This is a genomic window from Acidovorax sp. (assembly GCF_046341535.1).
GTDB lineage: Bacteria > Pseudomonadota > Gammaproteobacteria > Burkholderiales > Burkholderiaceae_C > Acidovorax.
Genome location: NZ_JBKDRI010000137.1, coordinates 1 through 17,347, shown reverse-complemented (window position 1 = coordinate 17,347; position 17,347 = coordinate 1). Strand labels below are relative to the sequence as shown.

Genomic DNA, 17,347 nt, shown 5'->3' with positions numbered 1-17,347 from the left:
GTCACTCCGACGCTATGACAGTCATAGCGAAAAGTGATTATTGCGAGGGCGTGCTAGACCTGTGGCGCGACGTATTGGGTGGCGTAGCCTCAGCAATCCAGCGTATGGGTGCCCACCCGGCCCGTACCGTGGTGCTGGTGCCTTATGCCCAGCTTATGCCATGGGCTCAGCATTACTGGGGCTTGCTGCATCCCGATGGCTTTGCCCCCCGCTTTGAAACCACCCGCAACTGGGCGCGCCAGCTCGATGCTTTCCTGCCGCAGGGAAACGACCTGGCGGGCGATACCGGGCGCGATATCCTCACGGCACGCGCGCTGCTGGACCGCGCGGGGCTGACTGCGCAGCGCGAGATGCTTGCAGCCCCCTTGCAGGAGGCCGCTGCGCAATTGGCTACCGTGGTGGCCGCTGTTCAGCCGCACGAGCGCGATGCATGGACCCGCCATGCGCGACGGCAGTTACCCGTGCCCGAGGAGCCCTTTGCCTTGCGCTATGAGGCATTGGTGGCGCGCATTGCCCTGGAATGGGCAGCCGCGTCGCGTTATGCCACCGACGTGCTGTTTGAGCCCGACGTGCGCGATGCGGTGGACGTATTGATCGTCTTGCAAGGTTTTCAAACCGACCTGCTTGCGGCCACGCTGCTTGTTCACTGGGGCGATCGCGGACTGCTGCTTCCCCTCGCCAAAGAGCCAGACAGCGTGTACGGGAACTCGCGCATTGCCCTGCATAGTGCGTGTGACGCCGAGGACGAGGCCCAGCGGGCGGCAGCCTGTGTGCTGGCTCACATATCGACAGGCCGCGTTCCTGTTGCGCTGGCCTCCAATGACCGCGCGCTGACCCGGCGCATCAGCGCCCACCTGGCGCACCGTGGCGTCGCGGTGCGCGATGAAAACGGCTGGACTCTGTCGACCATGCGCTGTGCGGCGCAGTTGATGGCTGCACTCAAGGCGGCTGCATGGGATGCCAGTTCAGACGATGTGCTTGACTGGCTCAAGCAGGTACCACTGATCGACCAGGGTGTGTTGGCGGCGTTGGAGCGCGACCTACGACGTGCTGCCCTGCCCAGCTGGTCGGGCGTGACCAGTCGGGATTGGGGTGGCACTCCCTTGCTGGCTGCTCTGGTCTCCCAGGTGGCGGCATGGCTAGAGGGATTGCGCTCCAATCGTGCGCTGGTTCACTGGCTGGAGGCCCTCAGGGCGTTGTTGCGAGCCACGGGGCTGTGGGATTTGCTGGAGCGTGACGCGGCAGGCGCCCGGGTGCTGAGCGCGCTGCGGCTGCAGGATGGACAAGACGTGGAATTTGACGGCTGGGATATGGCCGTGCGGCGCATGTCGCTGCCGGAGTTCACACGCTGGGTCAATGAAGTGCTGGAGGCAGCGCGTTTCATACCAGTCGCAGACGCTGGAGCACCCGTCACCGTGCTGCCGCTGTCACAACTGCTTGCCCGACCATTCGCTGCCCTGGTCTTGCCGGGCTGCGATGAAAGGCGTCTTGTGCCGGCCCCCGAGCCCCAGGGCGAATGGACCCGGGCGCAGCGGCTCGCGCTTTCCTTGCCCACCCGCGAGTCGCAGGAGGCGGCACAGCGCGCTGCCTGGCAAAGCGCACTTTCCACCCCTGCGGTGGACATCCTATGGCGTACGGGGGATGAGGGTGGCGAGCCCGTGCTGGCCAGCCCGCTGGTGCAGGCCCTGCATCTGGACGGCATCGCCCGTGCGGGCGCTGACTTCCGTAGCCAGCGCGAAGTGGTGGCTGCGTGCACTCAGCGGCCTGGCCCGCGGGGTGATGCGCTGGCGCTGCAGCGCCTGTCATCCACCGCCTATTCCGACTTGCGGCATTGCCCGTACCGGTTCTTTGCGCTGCGTTTGCTGAGCCTGTACGAGCAGGACGAACTGTCGGCCGAAGTTGACAAGCGGGACTTCGGAAACTGGTTGCATGAAGTGCTGCAGTTGTTTCATGAACAGATGCGTGACGCTGACCCCGGCGCACCTCCAGATCGTGCAACGTGCCTGGATCAAGCGGCGCGTGTCGTCACTGAGCGGCATGGCCTTGCTGGCGAGGCCGAGGGCGACTTTCTCCCCTTTGCGGCGGGCTGGCCGCAGCTGCGCGACGGGTACCTGCGCTGGCTTGCACAGCACGAGCAGGCGGGGGGGGCGTTCCGCTCGGCAGAGGTCAAGGCCAGCCAGCGGCTGGGCAATCTCCGGCTGGTAGGCACGATCGACCGGATCGATGGCGTGTCCACGACGGGCGAGCCCGAAGTGCTGGTCATCGACTACAAGACCGAGAGCGACGACGCGACCCGTAAACGGATTACAGCAGGGGCTGAAGACACCCAGCTAGCGTTCTATGCAGCCCTGCTAAGCCACGACACCCTGCGTGCTGCGTATGTGAATGTAGGGGAGCGCGGCCAGACGAAGATGCACGAGCACAAAGACATTGCGCACTTGCGCGACCTGCTGGTCGAGGGTATCGAGCATGACTTCGCGCAAATTGCAGAAGGGGCCCCGATGCGGGCGTTAGGGGAGGGCGCGGTGTGTGAATACTGCGCCGCGCGCGGACTGTGCCGAAAGGACTTCTGGAAATGACCCGAGGGTACCCCGCTGAGGCGCTGCGCGCCTTCTCTCGCGTTATCGCTGGGCTGCGTTGTGCGGGGGGGCGTGCCCTGCGTCGCCACGCCGTGGCGGCTCCAGTTTCGGAGGCCGCCAGCGCCTCGCCGGTTCACGGGATCCCTCGATGAACGCTGCCTACGAACACAACGGACTGCCCGTCTCGCGCGAGGCGTTCTATGCCATTGCGTGCGACCCTTCCCGTAGTGTGGCCGTGGAGGCCTGCGCTGGCGCTGGCAAGACCTGGATACTGGTGTCGCGCATGCTCCGTGCGCTGCTCGACGGGGCTGCTCCCCACGAAATCCTGGCCATCACCTTCACCAAGAAAGCCGCTGGCGAGATGCGTCAGCGCCTTCAGGAATGGCTCGAAGAATTTGCAAAGGCGTCGCCCGACAAGCTGTTGTCCGAACTGATGGATCGTGGGATGACGCCCCAGAACGCACTGGACCAGCGCGAAGCGCTGCGCGGCCTCTATCGCAAGCTGCTGGGCGGTGGCCACCCGGTGCAGATCCGCACCTTCCATAGCTGGTTTGCCGCGTTGCTCCGTACGGCGCCGCTGGCCCTGTTGCAGGAGCATGACTTGCCCGCGCATTTCGAGCTGCTGGAGGAGGACGCGGAGGCGGTACGCGAGGTCTGGCGTCCGTTTCTGCGCGCCGTCGCAAGCGACTCCCGACTGCGTGCTGACTACGAATCTGTGATTGCCGAGTACGGACGCTCCCAGACCCACAAGGCCCTTGCGACGGCGCTGTCCAAGCGTGTGGAGTTCAAGCTGGCTGACGATGCGGGCGTGGTGAAAGCGTCGGTGCCTGCATTCGGCGAATGTTTCCCCGAGTTCGCGCATTGCGCTGACCCCGCCGATGCCCTGACCGATGCTGCCCGTCGCCATCGCTGGCTGGCCTGGGCAAGCGCGCTTGGGGCTGAAGCCGACATAACTCCCCGAAAGGCCGCCGGCGCCATCATCGATGCGCTGGCCAGCTCCGATCCGGCTCAGTGCCTGGCCATGTTGCGCAAGGCGCTGTTTGTGGCCAAGGAAGACCGGCTCAGCAAGAACCTTGAAAAGTTTGATGCCGCCCAGGAGGCAGAACATGAGCTCAAGCGCCTGCTGGCCGCGCGGCACCAGCATGCGGCGTGGCAGCATCAGCAGCGCGTGGCTCGCTTGACGCGCTGCCTCATTACGCAGTTCGCAGCCGTCAAGCACCAGCATGGCTGGGTGGACATGAACGATGTGGAGCGCATGGCGCAGGTGATGCTGACCGACCCCGTACTGAGCGGATGGGTGCAGGAGCGGCTGGACGTCCGCGTACGCCACTTGCTTGTGGACGAGTTCCAGGACACCAATCCGCTGCAGTGGCAGGCCCTGCACGGGTGGTTGTCGGGTTACTCCGGATCGGGCGGTGGCGCCGCTGCGCCCAGCGTGTTCATCGTGGGCGACCCCAAGCAGAGCATCTACCGCTTCCGGCGTGCGGAGCCCCAGGTCTTCATCGCGGCCCAGGCGTTTGTCCGTCACGGCCTGGGCGGTGACCTTCTGAGCTGCGACCACACACGTCGTAACGCCGCCGGCGTGATCGCTGCCGTGAACGAGGTCATGGGCACTGCGCAACTGCGGGGCGAAACCGGCGGATTCCGCCCGCACACCACCGAATCCGGGGATGTCGGCGTGGTGCTGCGCTTGCCGGCCATTGGCCCTGACGACGCTGCTGCCCAGGCCGGGGCGGCCGCCGCCGAGACGGGTGGCGCCGGTGCCACCGGCACTCGCCCTGCCAACACCCATCCGATGAAGTGGCGCGACAGCCTGACCGAGCCGCGCCACGAGCCCGAGGAGACCCTGCGCATGCGCGAATGTGCCCAGGCAGCAGCCTGGGTGGTATCGCAATTAGCCCAAGGCGTGGCACCCAAGGATGTGATGGTGCTGGCCCGCAAGCGCGACCGCCTGGTCGCCATGCAGGACGCGCTGAACGCGCTGCACGTGCCGTGTGTGCAGCCCGAAAAGGCCGATCTGTTCGATGCCCCCGAGGTACAGGACATCATTGCGTTGCTCGATGCACTGGTCTCTACCCACCATGACCTCTCGCTGGCGCGGGCACTGCGGTCGCCGCTGTTCGGGCTCGCCGACGACGCGCTGGTCACGCTGGCCCTGTTGCGCCGTGCGCCCGAGAATGCCGCCTGCAGCTGGTTTGATTTGCTACAAAAAGAGGAGCTATCAGACCAATATCTGCGAGCGGCGGGTGCTAATTTAGTTCAATACAAGGCCTGGGTGGACGCGCTCCCGCCCCACGACGCTTTGCACGCCATCTACGAGCATGCCGACGTACTGGCCCGCTTTGCCGCCGCTGCGCCGGTGGTTCAGCGCGCGTCCGTACAGGCCAACCTGCGGGCCCTGCTGTCGGCCGCGCTGCAGCATGACGGCGGTCGCTACCTCAGCCCTTACGCGTTTGTGCGGGCGATGAAGAGGGGCGGCGTTCGCGCACCGGGGCGGGTCGATCCGCAGGCGGTGCGGCTGTTGACGGTGCATGGAGCCAAAGGGCTCGAAGCGCAATCGGTCCTGCTGCTGGACACCGATCCGTCCCCCCAAAAGGCTGAGACCATGGGGGTGCTGGTGGACTGGCCGGGTGTTCAGGCCGTGCCGGTCACCTTCCTCTTCATGCCCCGCGAGTCGGACCCGCCACCCAGTGCCGCGCAGGCCCTGGCCGCGGAGCAGCAGGCGCGCCAGCGCGAAGATCTGAACACGCTTTACGTGGCCATGACGCGTGCCAGGCACTGCCTTGTCGTGTCGTCCGTGCGGCCTTCCCCATCGGCTCCCGGCAGCTGGTGGAGTCGGCTGGCATTCCTGCCTGCTGGTGGTGCGCTGCAGCCCGGCGCAGGCCCTGACGCGCCGGATGCCGTGGCGCGAGACGTCTTCTCCGTTGCTGACATTCCCTCGCTGCCGTCACATCTGCAAAGCGTGACTGCGAACCAGCAGACGTTGGGCGAACCTCGGCCGACCGCTGCTCTTGCGGGCGCGCCAGAAGCCGCCAGGTCGACCCCGCAATCGCGTCTGGGCGAGGCCATGCACCAGCTGCTGGAACAGGCGGGTGTCGCAGGGCATGCCCTGGAGCCGTTGCGCGAGCACGGCTTTTCGGCGGCGCGCCAGGCCCGTCTGGCGCAGGATTTCGAGATCACCATGGAGGCTGCCAGCCAGGCCTGCCACATGGCGCAGCGCATTCTGGCCGGTGAAGGCGCCTGGGCTTGGGAGCCGGCGTTCGTCGCTACGGCGATCAATGAAGCGCCACTGCATTACCGTGGCCAGAGTTTGCGGATTGACCGCCTTGTCCATTGCCACCAGCCCCCGTCGTGCGCTGGCTGGTGGGTGCTGGACTACAAAAGCGCCCATCAGCCCGAGCGCCAGCCTGAGCTCATCGCTCAGATGGAACTGTACCGCCAGGCCGTGCAAGGCCAGATACCGGGCGAACGCGTGTTCGCTGCCTTTCTGACGGGCGACGGGCGACTGGTGCCGGTAGCAGAAGGCGACGCGGCGGCCCTTGCTTCAATGGCAGCCCCGGCTGCCCCCGGTGGAATGGAACAGGCAGACGACTCTGCCGGTGCAATCATTGTGGGGACCGGCGTCGGACATGCTCCAGCCCAGGGGGCACTGTTCTGACGAGATCCTCCCGCCTTGGGCTCAGCCCGTATTCATCCCATTGCCACCGAAGAACACATCCATGCAATCCACCTCATGCGCTGCGCCTGCCAGCGAAGCTGCGCAAGCTCAGCGCTTTGCCTGCGATGTAGCCGTGGTCGGCGGCGGCCCCGCGGGGCTGATGGCGGCGGAGGTGCTTGCAAACGCTGGCGTTGCTGTGCATCTATTTGATTCCATGCCCTCGGTAGGCCGCAAATTTTTGCTGGCGGGTAAGGGCGGGCTCAACCTGACCCACTCTGAGGAGCATGCCCGGTTCGCAACGCGTTTTGTGGGCCGCGAGGCGCAGGTCGGGCCCCTGATCGCAGCGTTTGGTGCCCAGGATGTGCGCGACTGGGCACTTGCGCTGGGTGTGGAGACCTTCGTGGGCACGTCCGGAAGGGTGTTCCCGACAGACATGAAAGCAGCCCCCCTGCTGCGTGCCTGGCTGCACCGCCTGCGCGACCAGGGCGTGCGCTTTCACATGCGGCATCGCTGGCTGGGCTGGAGCGGCGATGGTGCCCAGCAATTCGCCACTCCCGCTGGCGTTAGCCTGGTGGACGCACGCGCCGTGGTGCTTGCGCTGGGAGGCGCGAGCTGGTCACGCCTGGGCTCGGACGGCCGCTGGGTATCGCAGGTGGCCGCGCGCGGACTTGAGGTAGCGCCGCTGCGCCCCGCCAACTGTGGTTTTGATGTGCTGCGGGCCGGGTCGGCGACCGGCGAGAACCGGCGCGAATTGCCCCACGACGCGACCGGCCGGGCGCCTGCGGTCACGGCGGGATGGATGCCCCATTTTGCAGAGCGCTTCAGCGGTCAGCCTTTCAAAACCGTCACGCTGACCTTTGCAGACAGCCAGGGACGAACCTTCAGCCGCCGTGGCGAGTTCGTTGCCACGGCGACGGGCATCGAAGGAAGCCTGGTGTACGCAGCCTCTCACCTGCTGCGGGATGAAATTGAAACCCAAGGTCATGCTACGTTCCGTCTGGACCTGCTCCCGGACCACGCACCCGAGAGAGTGTTGGCAGAGGTGCGTCATCCACGGGGTTCTCGTTCGCTTTCAAGCCACCTCAAGAGCCGACTGGGCCTGGACGGGATCAAGGCCGGCATTCTCTATGAGCACCTGGACAAGGATGGCCTGAACGATGCGTTGGCGCTTGCCCACGCCATCAAGGCGCTTCCCATCACGGTGGTCGCTCCGCGCCCTATCGACGAAGCCATCAGCACAGCCGGAGGCGTACGCTTCGAGGCGCTAGACGGCCACCTGATGGCACGGGCGGTACCAGGGGTGTTTTGTGCAGGCGAAATGCTCGATTGGGAGGCCCCCACGGGCGGCTATCTGCTGACGGCCAGCATGGCAAGTGGACGAGCCGCGGCAAACGGTGTGCTGCACTGGTTGGGCAGGGCGGGGGCATGATGCAAAAAAGGCCCGACGGAGCGTGCTGGGCCCGCATCGCATGGCAAGGTCGTGGGACGCTTCTTGCTTGAACAACAAAAAACCCGCAACGCTAGGAAACGTACGGGTTCTGAGAGGGTGTGAGACTGTGTGAGAGGGTATTTTGGCCTGCCCGGAGGGACTCGAACCCCCGACCTATAGCTTAGAAGGCTATTGCTCTATCCAGTTGAGCTACGGGCAGACAGAAAAAGGCGTAATCGGCCTGAAAGCGGCTGTTTGGCGCATCGAAGTGCTTTTCGGCAGGCCGCGGATCATACCTCGCCCGCCGCACTGTGATGGGCCCTGTCGGGGCGCCGGGGGACTCACTGCAGGACCTTCTGGTTGTCACGGGGCCTGACAGACCTGGAAGTCGTCGACTACAAATCGACCGCAGCCATTGGCCACTACCTTATTGACCCTCAGCGCGGAGTTGGGCTGCAAATTCGCCAGACGCTGTTCTCGCTGGGGGCGATTCTCAGTTTCCACGCTCCAAGCCCGAGAGGCTTCCAGGCTGCGCCTGTCAGGCGAGATAGCAGCCGATGTCCAGTCACTGAGGCTCCTCGAACACCAAAGAAGGCGTCGACATGATCCGGGCTGTGTGATCGAGCTCTGTGATGAGTCGGTTGGCAAAGTAGCTATGAGGCGTATCGGGCTCCAGCGCTGCCACCGCAAGATGCGCGCGCGGTTGGTTCAACGGCACGTAATAACTGCCAGCGGGCGCGTCGATGGCGCGACGCAACGGTGTCACCTGCACCCGAACAATACCCACATCCGCTGCGATGTTTCCACTCACGTCCTGACGGTCGGCTGTCTGGCGGGACGTTTCGCGGTAGACGTCCGCCAGGAGCGAGCCTTGTTCAGCAATGCGCAGCACCTGCACACCGAGCATCTTCAATCGATCCACGGCCTCAAGCGATGAAGCTGAAAGCCAGTAGCCACAAGGCCTCGGTCGTACCTTGACTGGGCGCAAGGTCAGTGATGAGTTCCATTCCACCAGCACCGTGCGATTGCCTCCGGTTTGCGGGTCCAGAAACTCGAGGTCGCGCCGGGTGGGTGTGGGCTCGGTTTCAACAACCACCTGGTCGCGGCATGCCATGGCGCTGACGTCGCGCACGACAAAAGACCGCACTTGTTCCAAGTTGGCGGCCCGCTCGGCAGTGCTGCGCAGCGCGCTGGTGATGGCCGTGACATGGGTATGCACACGACGCTGAATATGCATGCGACCCAAGTCCGCGCCGCGGGTTGCGACCAACAGGCTGACCGTATTCTTGAGGCCATGGACATTGCGTCCGCTATCGGGTTGCGCGCCACCCATCGAGATGATTTTGTCCTGCGGGTTATTCGATGTGGTGTAGTACGCGTCACTGGTAAGTCCCTGCGACCTTAATGCCGCCACCATGGGTTGTTGGTACCACTCCATCGACGCCTTGGTGAGAAATTCGGGGTAGTTTGCGGTGGTTGTGTACTGCAGCAGAGCGTCGTAGCGCTGGATGGCATTGAACTTTTGCAGGTGGCTGCCAACCGCCGTGAATTCGTGCGCGTCCACGACCAGTATGGGCTGGTAGTCGTTGATCAGCTTGGCAAGGGCGCGCGCCTCGGGAGTGCGCAGCAAAAGGTGGTCGCGGTTCATGTCGAGCGCATTGGCAGTCGCTCGCGTGCCCGCTGCCGCTCCATCCGGGTTGGCACGTGGTACCACCACGACATTGAGACGATCGAGTTGGGGCTCCAGGAGGCCCCGTGCCAACTCGCGCGCAATCACCAGCAGGGCTTCGCTGCCGGCGGGTTCATCGCCATGCTGCTGCCCAATGAGGATGACGGTAGGACGACCGCTTTTTGCGAGCGTCGCAGGGTCGGTGGCGGGGGCGCGGGTGGCCACAAGGGCCAGGATGGGTTCTCCGCGCTGGGATGTGCCGGCGTTGACCAATTGGGTGCGCGTTGCCCCGGTGGGAGCAGCCTCGGCCAGGGACTGCAGCCATTGAGCGAGTTCGGCGTTGGTCGTAAAAGCACGACGGTCGCGTCCCAGTCCCGGGGTGTCGTAAGTGATGGGGGGTTCGGGAAATCTTGCTGCCACTGCAGCGTTGTACGGTGGCGCTGGGATCGGTGCTTCGTCCCGCGCCACCAGAGCGGCGGGCGGAGACAACGGGCTCACAACCGCACCGGTAGGCGGCTGGCCCAGCGGTGAGGGTACGACAGAGGCACGCTGAACAAGCGGCAGTGGCGCGGGAGAAGAGGTTTTTGGAATCGAGACTGCGCCAGGGCCGGAAGGCCAGGGCGGCAGTGGGGTGCTGGTGCAGGCACTGAGCGCAACGATAGCTGCAAGTGTGACCGCCGCCTGGAGCAGCACAGCACCTAGTCCAGGCGTACGCGAGGCGGTGGCGGTAATTCGGTCGAACAGGGGTGACCGGGTGGGGGAATGCGGGGTCATGCTGGGTAACGGCAATGCAATGTCGAGAGGCGTCGTGTCGCGACGATGTTACCTTTGCGGTTAGACGCGCCGTGCGCTGCGTACATCCGGTTTCAAACGGACATACCCCCGGCCAGCCCGTATGTTCCGCGCACATGTGTCCCGGGTGGGGTGATTTACCCGGGGCAACACACAAATCGGCGCGTTCGAGCGTCCTGTTCAGCGCCCGTAAGAGCCGCGAGAACCGCCTGGCCCACGAGGCCCGTTACCGCGGCCACCGCCGCCACCCGCGCCGGATCCACCCCCATAACCACCGCCTCCCGAATTGCGATAACCGCCGCCGCGCCGTCCGCGTTCAGCCATGCTGTCTACGCTGGTTCGCATCGGGTCTGGCTGGCCGCCCGAACCGCCATGGCCAGCGTTGCGGTGCCCAGGATTGCTGTGACCCATGTGCGTACCCAGATGGGCATTGGCACGCGGCGGCTGTGCGTCGTCGTTCCGGTTGCTGCCTGCATCGCGGTCGCTGCGTGGGCCTCGACCCCGCGGTGCTGTAGGCTGTGCGTGGCCGCGTGGGCCTGCGCCCTGTGCACCGCGACCGTTCGTGCTCTGGGCCGAGCTCCCGCGCCCGCCGCCACTGGGTCGTCCACCGCCCGCGACACTACCGCCACTGCCTGATTTGGCACCGCGTTCGCTTTGAGGCTGACCCTGGCCCGCTTTGTGGGTGCGGATGCGCTCCATCATCTCACTGCGTGCTGCCTTGGCCGCAGCCTGCATCACCTCGCGACTCGGGGGTTTGCCGGCGCCGCCCCAGATGGTCTGGCGACCCATGGCGATGGGTTCGGCCTTCTCACCCGGCTCGGGGCCGAAGCCTTCGATGACCTGCACTGGAATCTGCTGCTTCGTGAAGCGCTCGATTTCCATCATGAAGCCTTCCTCGTCCATGCAGACCAGGCTGACGGCTTCACCGGTGGCGCCCGCGCGGCCGGTGCGGCCAATGCGGTGAACGTAGTCCTCCGAAACGTTCGGAATCTCGTAGTTGACGACATGGGGCAGGTCGTCGATATCGATTCCGCGCGCTGCGATGTCGGTCGCCACCAGTGCGCGGATGTCGCCGCTCTTGAAGCCACTCAGCGCCTGCGTGCGCGCGCTCTGGCTCTTGTTACCGTGCAGCGCCATGGCCTGCACGCCGTTCTTGGTCAAAAATTCGGCCACGTTGTTAGCGCCGAACTTGGTGCGGGTGAACACCAGCACCTGGCTCCCGTTGTGCTGCTGGATGATGTGCAAAAGCACCTGCTTTTTCTTTCCACGCCCCACAGGGTGAATGACCTGCGAGATGCGTTGCACTGTGGTGTTGCGCGGCGTGACCTGGATGCTCTGCGGATTCCTGAGGAGGGTTGCAGCCAGCTCGCGGATCTCGTCGCTGAATGTGGCCGAGAACAGCAGGCTCTGCTTTTCCTTCGGCACCAGGGCCAACACCTTCTTCACGTCATGGATGAATCCCATGTCCAGCATGCGGTCGGCCTCGTCGAGCACCAGTACCTGTACGGTCGAGAGGTCCAGGAAGCCCTGTTGCTGCAGGTCCAGCAGGCGGCCGGGGGTTGCCACCAGGATATCCACGCCGCGCTTGATACGGTCAATTTGCGGGTTCATGCCCACCCCGCCAAAAACGACGGTGGAGTTGATGTCCAGATACTTTCCGTACTCGCGCACGGACTCTTCGACCTGGGCTGCCAGCTCACGGGTAGGCGTCAGCACCAAGGCGCGGATGCCCTTGCCGCCGAATTGGTTCTTGGGTGCCGCGCCCTGCGACAGGCGGTGCAGGATGGGGAGGGTAAATGCGGCGGTCTTGCCGGTGCCGGTCTGCGCGCCGGCCAGAAGGTCGTGACCTTCCAGAACGGCTGGAATGGCCTGTGCTTGAATGGGAGTCGGGGTCTCGTAACCCGTTTCGTGCACTGCCTTGAGGATGGCAGGCGACAGCTTCAGTTCGTCAAATGTCATGTGGTTGTATGCGTCCGTCCGGGGCGCTGGGTATCGGCCTGTCGTGCAACCTGGGGGGGTGCCGAGCCAGTCATCAGGCAGATGAGGTTCAAGGGTGGGAGCCCGGAAGCGGATGCTGCCTTCGTCCCCAGCGGGGTGCTGATGCGGCGCGCAACTGGAGCCTGCCGCATGCGTATTGTCGCATGGCCCGATAATCACGGCCTTGGGAGCCCGCTCGGTTCCACTTGGCGACCCACTGCCATGCCTCCGCCGGGACCCTGAAACGGCTCATATGCAGAACTTCTGCCCACCTTTGCTAGTCTGATTTCTCCATGGCTCAATACGTTTACTCGATGAATCGCGTCTCCAAGACGGTGCCGCCCAAGCGCCAGATCTTGAAAGAAATTTCGCTCTCGTTCTTCCCCGGCGCAAAGATTGGCGTTCTGGGGCTTAACGGCTCAGGCAAGTCGACCTTGCTCAAGATCATGGCGGGTGTGGACAAGGAGATTGAGGGCGAGGCTATCCCGATGCCGGGTATCAAGATCGGCTACCTGCCCCAGGAACCGCAGCTCAACCACGAGCACACGGTGCGCGAGAGCGTCGAGGAAGCCATGGGCGAGGTGTTTGCAGCCAAGGCCAAGCTCGAAGACGTGTACGCCGCCTACGCTGAGCCAGATGCCGACTTTGATGCTCTGGCTGCAGAACAGGCACGTCTGGAGGCCATCATTGCCACCGCTGGCACCGACTCGGAGCACCAGCTCGAAATTGCGGCCGACGCGTTGCGCCTGCCGCCGTGGGAAGCGAAGGTGGGCCTGTTGTCTGGTGGTGAAAAGCGTCGTATTGCGTTGTGCCGTTTGCTGCTGTCCAAGCCCGACATGCTGTTGCTGGACGAGCCGACCAACCACCTTGACGCCGAATCGGTGGACTGGTTGGAGCAGTTCTTGCACCGATTCCCAGGCACCGTGGTGGCCATTACCCACGATCGCTACTTCCTCGATAACGCGGCCGAGTGGATTTTGGAACTCGATCGCGGCTATGGCCACCCTTACAAAGGCAACTACAGTACCTGGCTGGATCAGAAGCAGGCCCGCCTGGAATCCGAAAACAAGGGCGAGGAAGCCCGCGCCAAGGCCCTCAAAAAGGAGCTGGAGTGGGTGCGCCAGAATGCCAAGGGCCGCCAGGCCAAGAGCAAGGCGCGTATTGCCCGCTTCGAAGAACTGAGCGACTACGAATACCAAAAGCGCAACGAAACCCAGGAGATCTTCATCCCTGTGGCCGAGCGCCTGGGTACGCAGGTCATCGAGTTCAAGAATGTCACGAAGTCCTTTGGCGACCGTGTACTCATCGACAACCTGTCCATGAACATCCCTGCGGGCGCTATTGTGGGGATCATCGGCCCGAACGGTGCTGGCAAATCCACCCTGTTCAAGCTGATCGCCGGTCGCGAGCAGCCTGACAGCGGCGAGGTTGTGATCGGCTCGACCGTGAAAATGGCCTTTGTGGACCAGCACCGCGATGCTCTGTCCGACGACAAGACGGTGTGGGAGGACATCTCTGGCGGACTGGACATGATCAACATCGGCAAGTTCACCATGGCCAGCCGCGCGTACGCCGGGCGCTTCAACTTCAACGGCGGCGACCAGCAAAAGAAGGTGGGCATGCTCTCAGGCGGGGAACGCGGCCGACTGCACCTGGCCAAGACCCTGATTGCCGGGGGCAATGTGCTGCTGCTGGACGAGCCGTCCAATGACCTGGACGTGGAAACCCTGAGGGCGCTGGAAGATGCTTTGCTGGAGTATGCAGGCACGGTGTTGGTTATCAGCCACGACCGCTGGTTCCTCGACCGCATTGCCACGCATATCCTGGCGGCTGAGGGTGATAGTCAGTGGACGTTCTTTGACGGAAACTATCAAGAATACGAGGCCGACAAGAAGAAACGGCTCGGCGAAGAAGGTGCAAAACCCAAGCGGATGCGTTTCAAAGCACTGAAATAAGACGCCAGGTCAAGTAGGATTGCAACCGAGCTTTTGCTGAACCGACCGAATCCATGCCTCAGCCTGCGCCTTCATCGCGTACAGTCTTCCGCGTCTGCGTCGTCAACGCCGTGCGCGCTGGCGAGGTGTTGATGCAAGAGCTCGTCAAGGCGACCGACAGCGCGCTGGCGGGCGAAGAATCAACCGTGCGCAACATCCAGCAGCGCAATCTGGCGAGCGACAGCTTGCGTTTGCTCAGGCAACACGAGGCGGCCTTGGTCAAGGGCTACCCCATGGCGCTGCTGGAGGTTTTTGCGGAGGGGCCCGCCGCTGCAAAGAGCCGAACCCCCTCAGACGATACCGGCATGGACTTTGGCGAGCTTTCGCTGATGGATGAAAACGAGATGCAGGCGCAGGTGGAGCTCTCCAGGGCCCAGCAGTCCGCCCTGCATGCAACCGATGCCGTGCTGGCCGAGTTGAATACGCTGGTGAGTTCGGCCCAGGGGCTGCGCAGTGTGCAGCCTGAACGCAATCCGCTGCGGCCCGAAAGTTATATCCGCGCGCTGCAAAAAACGGTGAGCGAAACCGGCGTGGTGGCCGAGGTCCGGCAGCTGTGGATGCAGCACATGCGTGACTTGCTGGGCAGGCTGCTGGTGGTGGAGTACGAAAACATTGTCGCAAGCTTGCGAGAGCATGGCGTGCAGCCGGTGGGATACGCAGTCTTGGCTGCCGCGGGAACGTCCCGGAGCGAGCTTTCGGGCGGCAGTAGCGGTTATGGGGGCACTGGCCATGGCTCAGGCTATGGCGGACCACGCAGCGGCTTTGGGGGCGGATATTCAGGTTACGGTCACACGTCTGGTGCGCCTGCCGGCGACTACGGCATCACTGGCTACGGACGGAGTACGGGCTGGGGCGGGGATTCTTCGCACGGTGCGCTCGCGTCGGATGCCGAGGAGGCTTTGCTGACGGTAGGCATTCTTCGACAAATGCTGTCCGGCGGTGATCCGTTCGATCCCCGCTCCTACGGAGTTGCGTTGACGGGTGCGGCGCTTCCTCCGCCCTCGGCGGTTGGCCAGGGTGCGCCTCCCGTCGGGGGGCAGGTCGGCTGGGGCGACCCCCGGTTCGGCTCGGCCAGTGCGCGGGCCGCGCTGGCAGGCGGGTTTGACCCGGCAGCAGCAACAGCGGCGGCAGAGGCCATGGAGGACATGGCCCAGCTTGAGCGGTTGGTGGGACGGCTGGCTGGTGGCGCTGTGGCTATATCGGGCAACCAGGGCGCCGCTCTGCCTGTGCCGCCTGAGGTGGGCTGGCAAGGCCCGGGTGTGGCGCCCATGGTGTACGCGGCCATGCCTCTGGATGCGGCTGTGCAGTCGCCCGCCGTGGCAGCCGAGGTGGTCAGCCGCATGGTGCATAACATCTCCCACGATTCGCGGTTGGTGCCCTCGGTTCAAAAAGCAGTGCAGAGCCTGGAGCCTGTTTTGCAGCAGCTGGTCCGTCACGACACGCTTTTTTTCACCGATGCAAGCCATCCTGCCCGTCGACTGCTCGACGAGGTAACCCAACGAAGCCTGGCGTTCGAGTCGGAAACTTCATCGGGTTTCCTCCGCTTTATGCGCCTGATCAAAGAAGCGGTCGATCATCTTGCAGGCCGAGAAATCAAGGACTCCGGGCCTTTTGAAACGGTTTTCAACGCGCTGCAGTCTGCATGGGATGCTCAGGAAAAGAAAGCTCGCGCCGCGCGGGAGGCCCAAGAAAAGGCCCAACTCAATGCCGAGCAGCGGGCATTGCTGGCCGAAAAGGTTGCGGCAAACATCCGCAAGCTGCCTGATCTGGAAAATGTGCCGTCCGATGTGCTGGACTTTGCTGCCGGACCATGGGCAGAGGTCGTAGCGCTCGCCCAGGTGCTCAAGGAACCCGATTCGCGCGACGACGATCCCGGTGGCTATCTCGCGCTGGTACCGGTGTTGCTCTGGAGTTCGCAGCCTGCGCTCACCCGTCTCGAACCAGATCGTCTCAACGATGCCATACCTGGACTTCTTGCCAAACTGCGCAAGGGTCTCAAGACCATCAATTACCCAGCATCACAAACCAGCACTCTGCTTCAGCGGCTGGTAGCCCTGCACCAGGCGGCATTCGAAAAGCCGGGTCGTCGCGCGGTGCCTGCACCTGGTTCTGCTACTGCATCTGCGGCTTCCGACGTCGACGAGGTGACTGGAGCTGACGTGTCGGTCTATGGCGCGGTTGGGGACTCGCCGGACGTTGAAGGCGATAGCGCCCATGCTGCGGTTCCGCAAGCAGGTGCTGATCCTTTTGCGGACTTTGTGATTGGTGCATGGGTGGAACTGATCACGAATGGCCGCGTGATGAGGACCCAGCTGACTTGGTCCAGCCCGCATGGCACGTTGTTTTTGTTCACTGCAGCCGACGCGAGCACGCAATCGATGACGCGTCGCATGCGGGACAAACTGGCCGCGGAAGGTTTGATCAGGGTGGTGTCCGCACCCGGCGGGGTCGATAAAGCTGCAGAGGCTGCAGAACTGCGGGCGGGCGATCGCAAAAAGCCATTTTCCCCATCGACCAGTGCCGCCGCACTCTCGTCCGCTGCTGCCCCGCTGGGCGGCAGTTCGGCGACAGGATCTCGCCGGTTGACCGCATCGGAGGTTGCGGCAGGCAAGCCGCGCTGAACCTTCCCCTGCGCGTTCTGCCGTGTTTCAAACCGCTGGTGCGTCGACCGGCTTGCCAGTCTGCTGGGCGCGAATCAGTTTTTTTCTCACCAGATGAATGTGGTGGCGCAGCGTGTAGAGCTCGTCGGTGTAGGAAAGCGGCAGCGACACTTTTTCGGCTTGGGCCTCCAGGCTGTCCAGCGCCTTGAGCAAGGTGGTGGGGGCAACGCTGCGAGCTTCCATATCGGTTTCGATCTCGCGCAGGTGACCGTACCAGCGGAATACCCTGGAACGCACCCTGAACTGGTACAGCGGTGGAACGATGCGCGACAGAGGCAGCATGATGGCCAGCAAAATGCCCAGCACCAGCCACATGCGCTCGATCAGGTTGGCAATCCAAAACGGCAGGTAGCGCTGCAGCAGTGGCACAGATTCGGTAATGGCGCGTTCACCTTCTTTGGCCAAGGGTAGTTCGCCATGCTGGATGCTGGGAAACTCGCGTGCGCGGTTAACCCGGATATTTCACCGTCCTCCGTAAAAACGATGACGGCATGGCCCTTTGAGTGCGCGTTTATCGAGGTGTAGAAACTTGATGAACGAGCGAGCCATGCCGAATCCAAACTGTACCGAACAAACTGAACTCGATCTG

The 17,347-nt window shown here is 63.9% G+C and carries 7 protein-coding genes, 1 tRNA gene and 1 pseudogene; 5 read left to right on the top strand and 4 right to left on the bottom strand.

Annotated elements, in window-relative coordinates:
• The first annotated feature begins 14 nt into the window (after positions 1-14).
• From ACK543_RS09830 to ACK543_RS09820, 3 genes are all read left to right on the top strand, one after another.
• Positions 15-2,579 carry a PD-(D/E)XK nuclease family protein gene (locus ACK543_RS09830; protein ID WP_409942670.1) on the top strand — a complete coding sequence of 855 codons (2,565 nt, stop codon included), beginning with the start codon at positions 15-17 and terminating at the stop codon, positions 2,577-2,579.
• A gap of 148 nt (positions 2,580-2,727) precedes the next feature.
• Positions 2,728-6,237, top strand: a complete 3,510-nt coding sequence (locus ACK543_RS09825) for a UvrD-helicase domain-containing protein (protein WP_409942669.1) — start codon at positions 2,728-2,730, stop codon at positions 6,235-6,237.
• Between the two features lie 61 nt (positions 6,238-6,298).
• Positions 6,299-7,666, top strand: a complete 1,368-nt coding sequence (locus ACK543_RS09820) for a TIGR03862 family flavoprotein (protein WP_409942668.1) — start codon at positions 6,299-6,301, stop codon at positions 7,664-7,666.
• Positions 7,667-7,809: 143 nt separating this feature from the next.
• On the opposite strand, the gene ACK543_RS09815 is transcribed toward ACK543_RS09820, so the two are convergent.
• The 3 genes from ACK543_RS09815 to ACK543_RS09805 form a co-directional block, all read right to left on the bottom strand.
• Positions 7,810-7,886 (bottom strand) — tRNA-Arg (locus ACK543_RS09815).
• Positions 7,887-8,231: 345 nt separating this feature from the next.
• Positions 8,232-10,109, bottom strand: a complete 1,878-nt coding sequence (locus tag ACK543_RS09810) for a M14 family zinc carboxypeptidase (RefSeq protein ID WP_409942667.1) — start codon at positions 10,107-10,109, stop codon at positions 8,232-8,234.
• Positions 10,110-10,307: 198 nt separating this feature from the next.
• Complete coding sequence (locus ACK543_RS09805) at positions 10,308-12,086, bottom strand: DEAD/DEAH box helicase (RefSeq protein ID WP_409942666.1); 1,779 nt, start codon at positions 12,084-12,086, stop codon at positions 10,308-10,310.
• A gap of 311 nt (positions 12,087-12,397) precedes the next feature.
• Between ACK543_RS09805 and ettA the strand changes: the two genes are divergently transcribed.
• Entirely contained in the window at positions 12,398-14,059 is a 1,662-nt protein-coding gene (ettA, locus tag ACK543_RS09800) for an energy-dependent translational throttle protein EttA (RefSeq protein ID WP_409942665.1), read from the top strand.
• A gap of 53 nt (positions 14,060-14,112) precedes the next feature.
• Positions 14,113-16,719, top strand: coding sequence for a DUF1631 family protein (locus tag ACK543_RS09795; RefSeq protein WP_409942664.1), 2,607 nt, complete (start codon positions 14,113-14,115; stop codon positions 16,717-16,719).
• A gap of 27 nt (positions 16,720-16,746) precedes the next feature.
• Here ACK543_RS09795 and ACK543_RS09790 read toward each other — a convergent pair.
• A pseudogene (locus tag ACK543_RS09790) lies at positions 16,747-17,208 on the bottom strand (C4-dicarboxylate ABC transporter substrate-binding protein); the annotation flags it as partial.
• Positions 17,209-17,347 lie beyond the last annotated feature (139 nt).

Bases quoted from the DNA above. Each gene is read 5' to 3' on its own strand.
- ACK543_RS09810 (WP_409942667.1), bottom strand. From the start codon at position 10,109: ATGACCCCGCATTCCCCCACCCGGTCACCCCTGTTCGACCGAATTACC.
- ACK543_RS09805 (WP_409942666.1), bottom strand. From the start codon at position 12,086: ATGACATTTGACGAACTGAAGCTGTCGCCTGCCATCCTCAAGGCAGTG.
- ACK543_RS09820 (WP_409942668.1), top strand. From the start codon at position 6,299: ATGCAATCCACCTCATGCGCTGCGCCTGCCAGCGAAGCTGCGCAAGCT.
- ACK543_RS09830 (WP_409942670.1), top strand. From the start codon at position 15: ATGACAGTCATAGCGAAAAGTGATTATTGCGAGGGCGTGCTAGACCTG.
- ACK543_RS09795 (WP_409942664.1), top strand. From the start codon at position 14,113: ATGCCTCAGCCTGCGCCTTCATCGCGTACAGTCTTCCGCGTCTGCGTC.
- ACK543_RS09825 (WP_409942669.1), top strand. From the start codon at position 2,728: ATGAACGCTGCCTACGAACACAACGGACTGCCCGTCTCGCGCGAGGCG.
- ettA (WP_409942665.1), top strand. From the start codon at position 12,398: ATGGCTCAATACGTTTACTCGATGAATCGCGTCTCCAAGACGGTGCCG.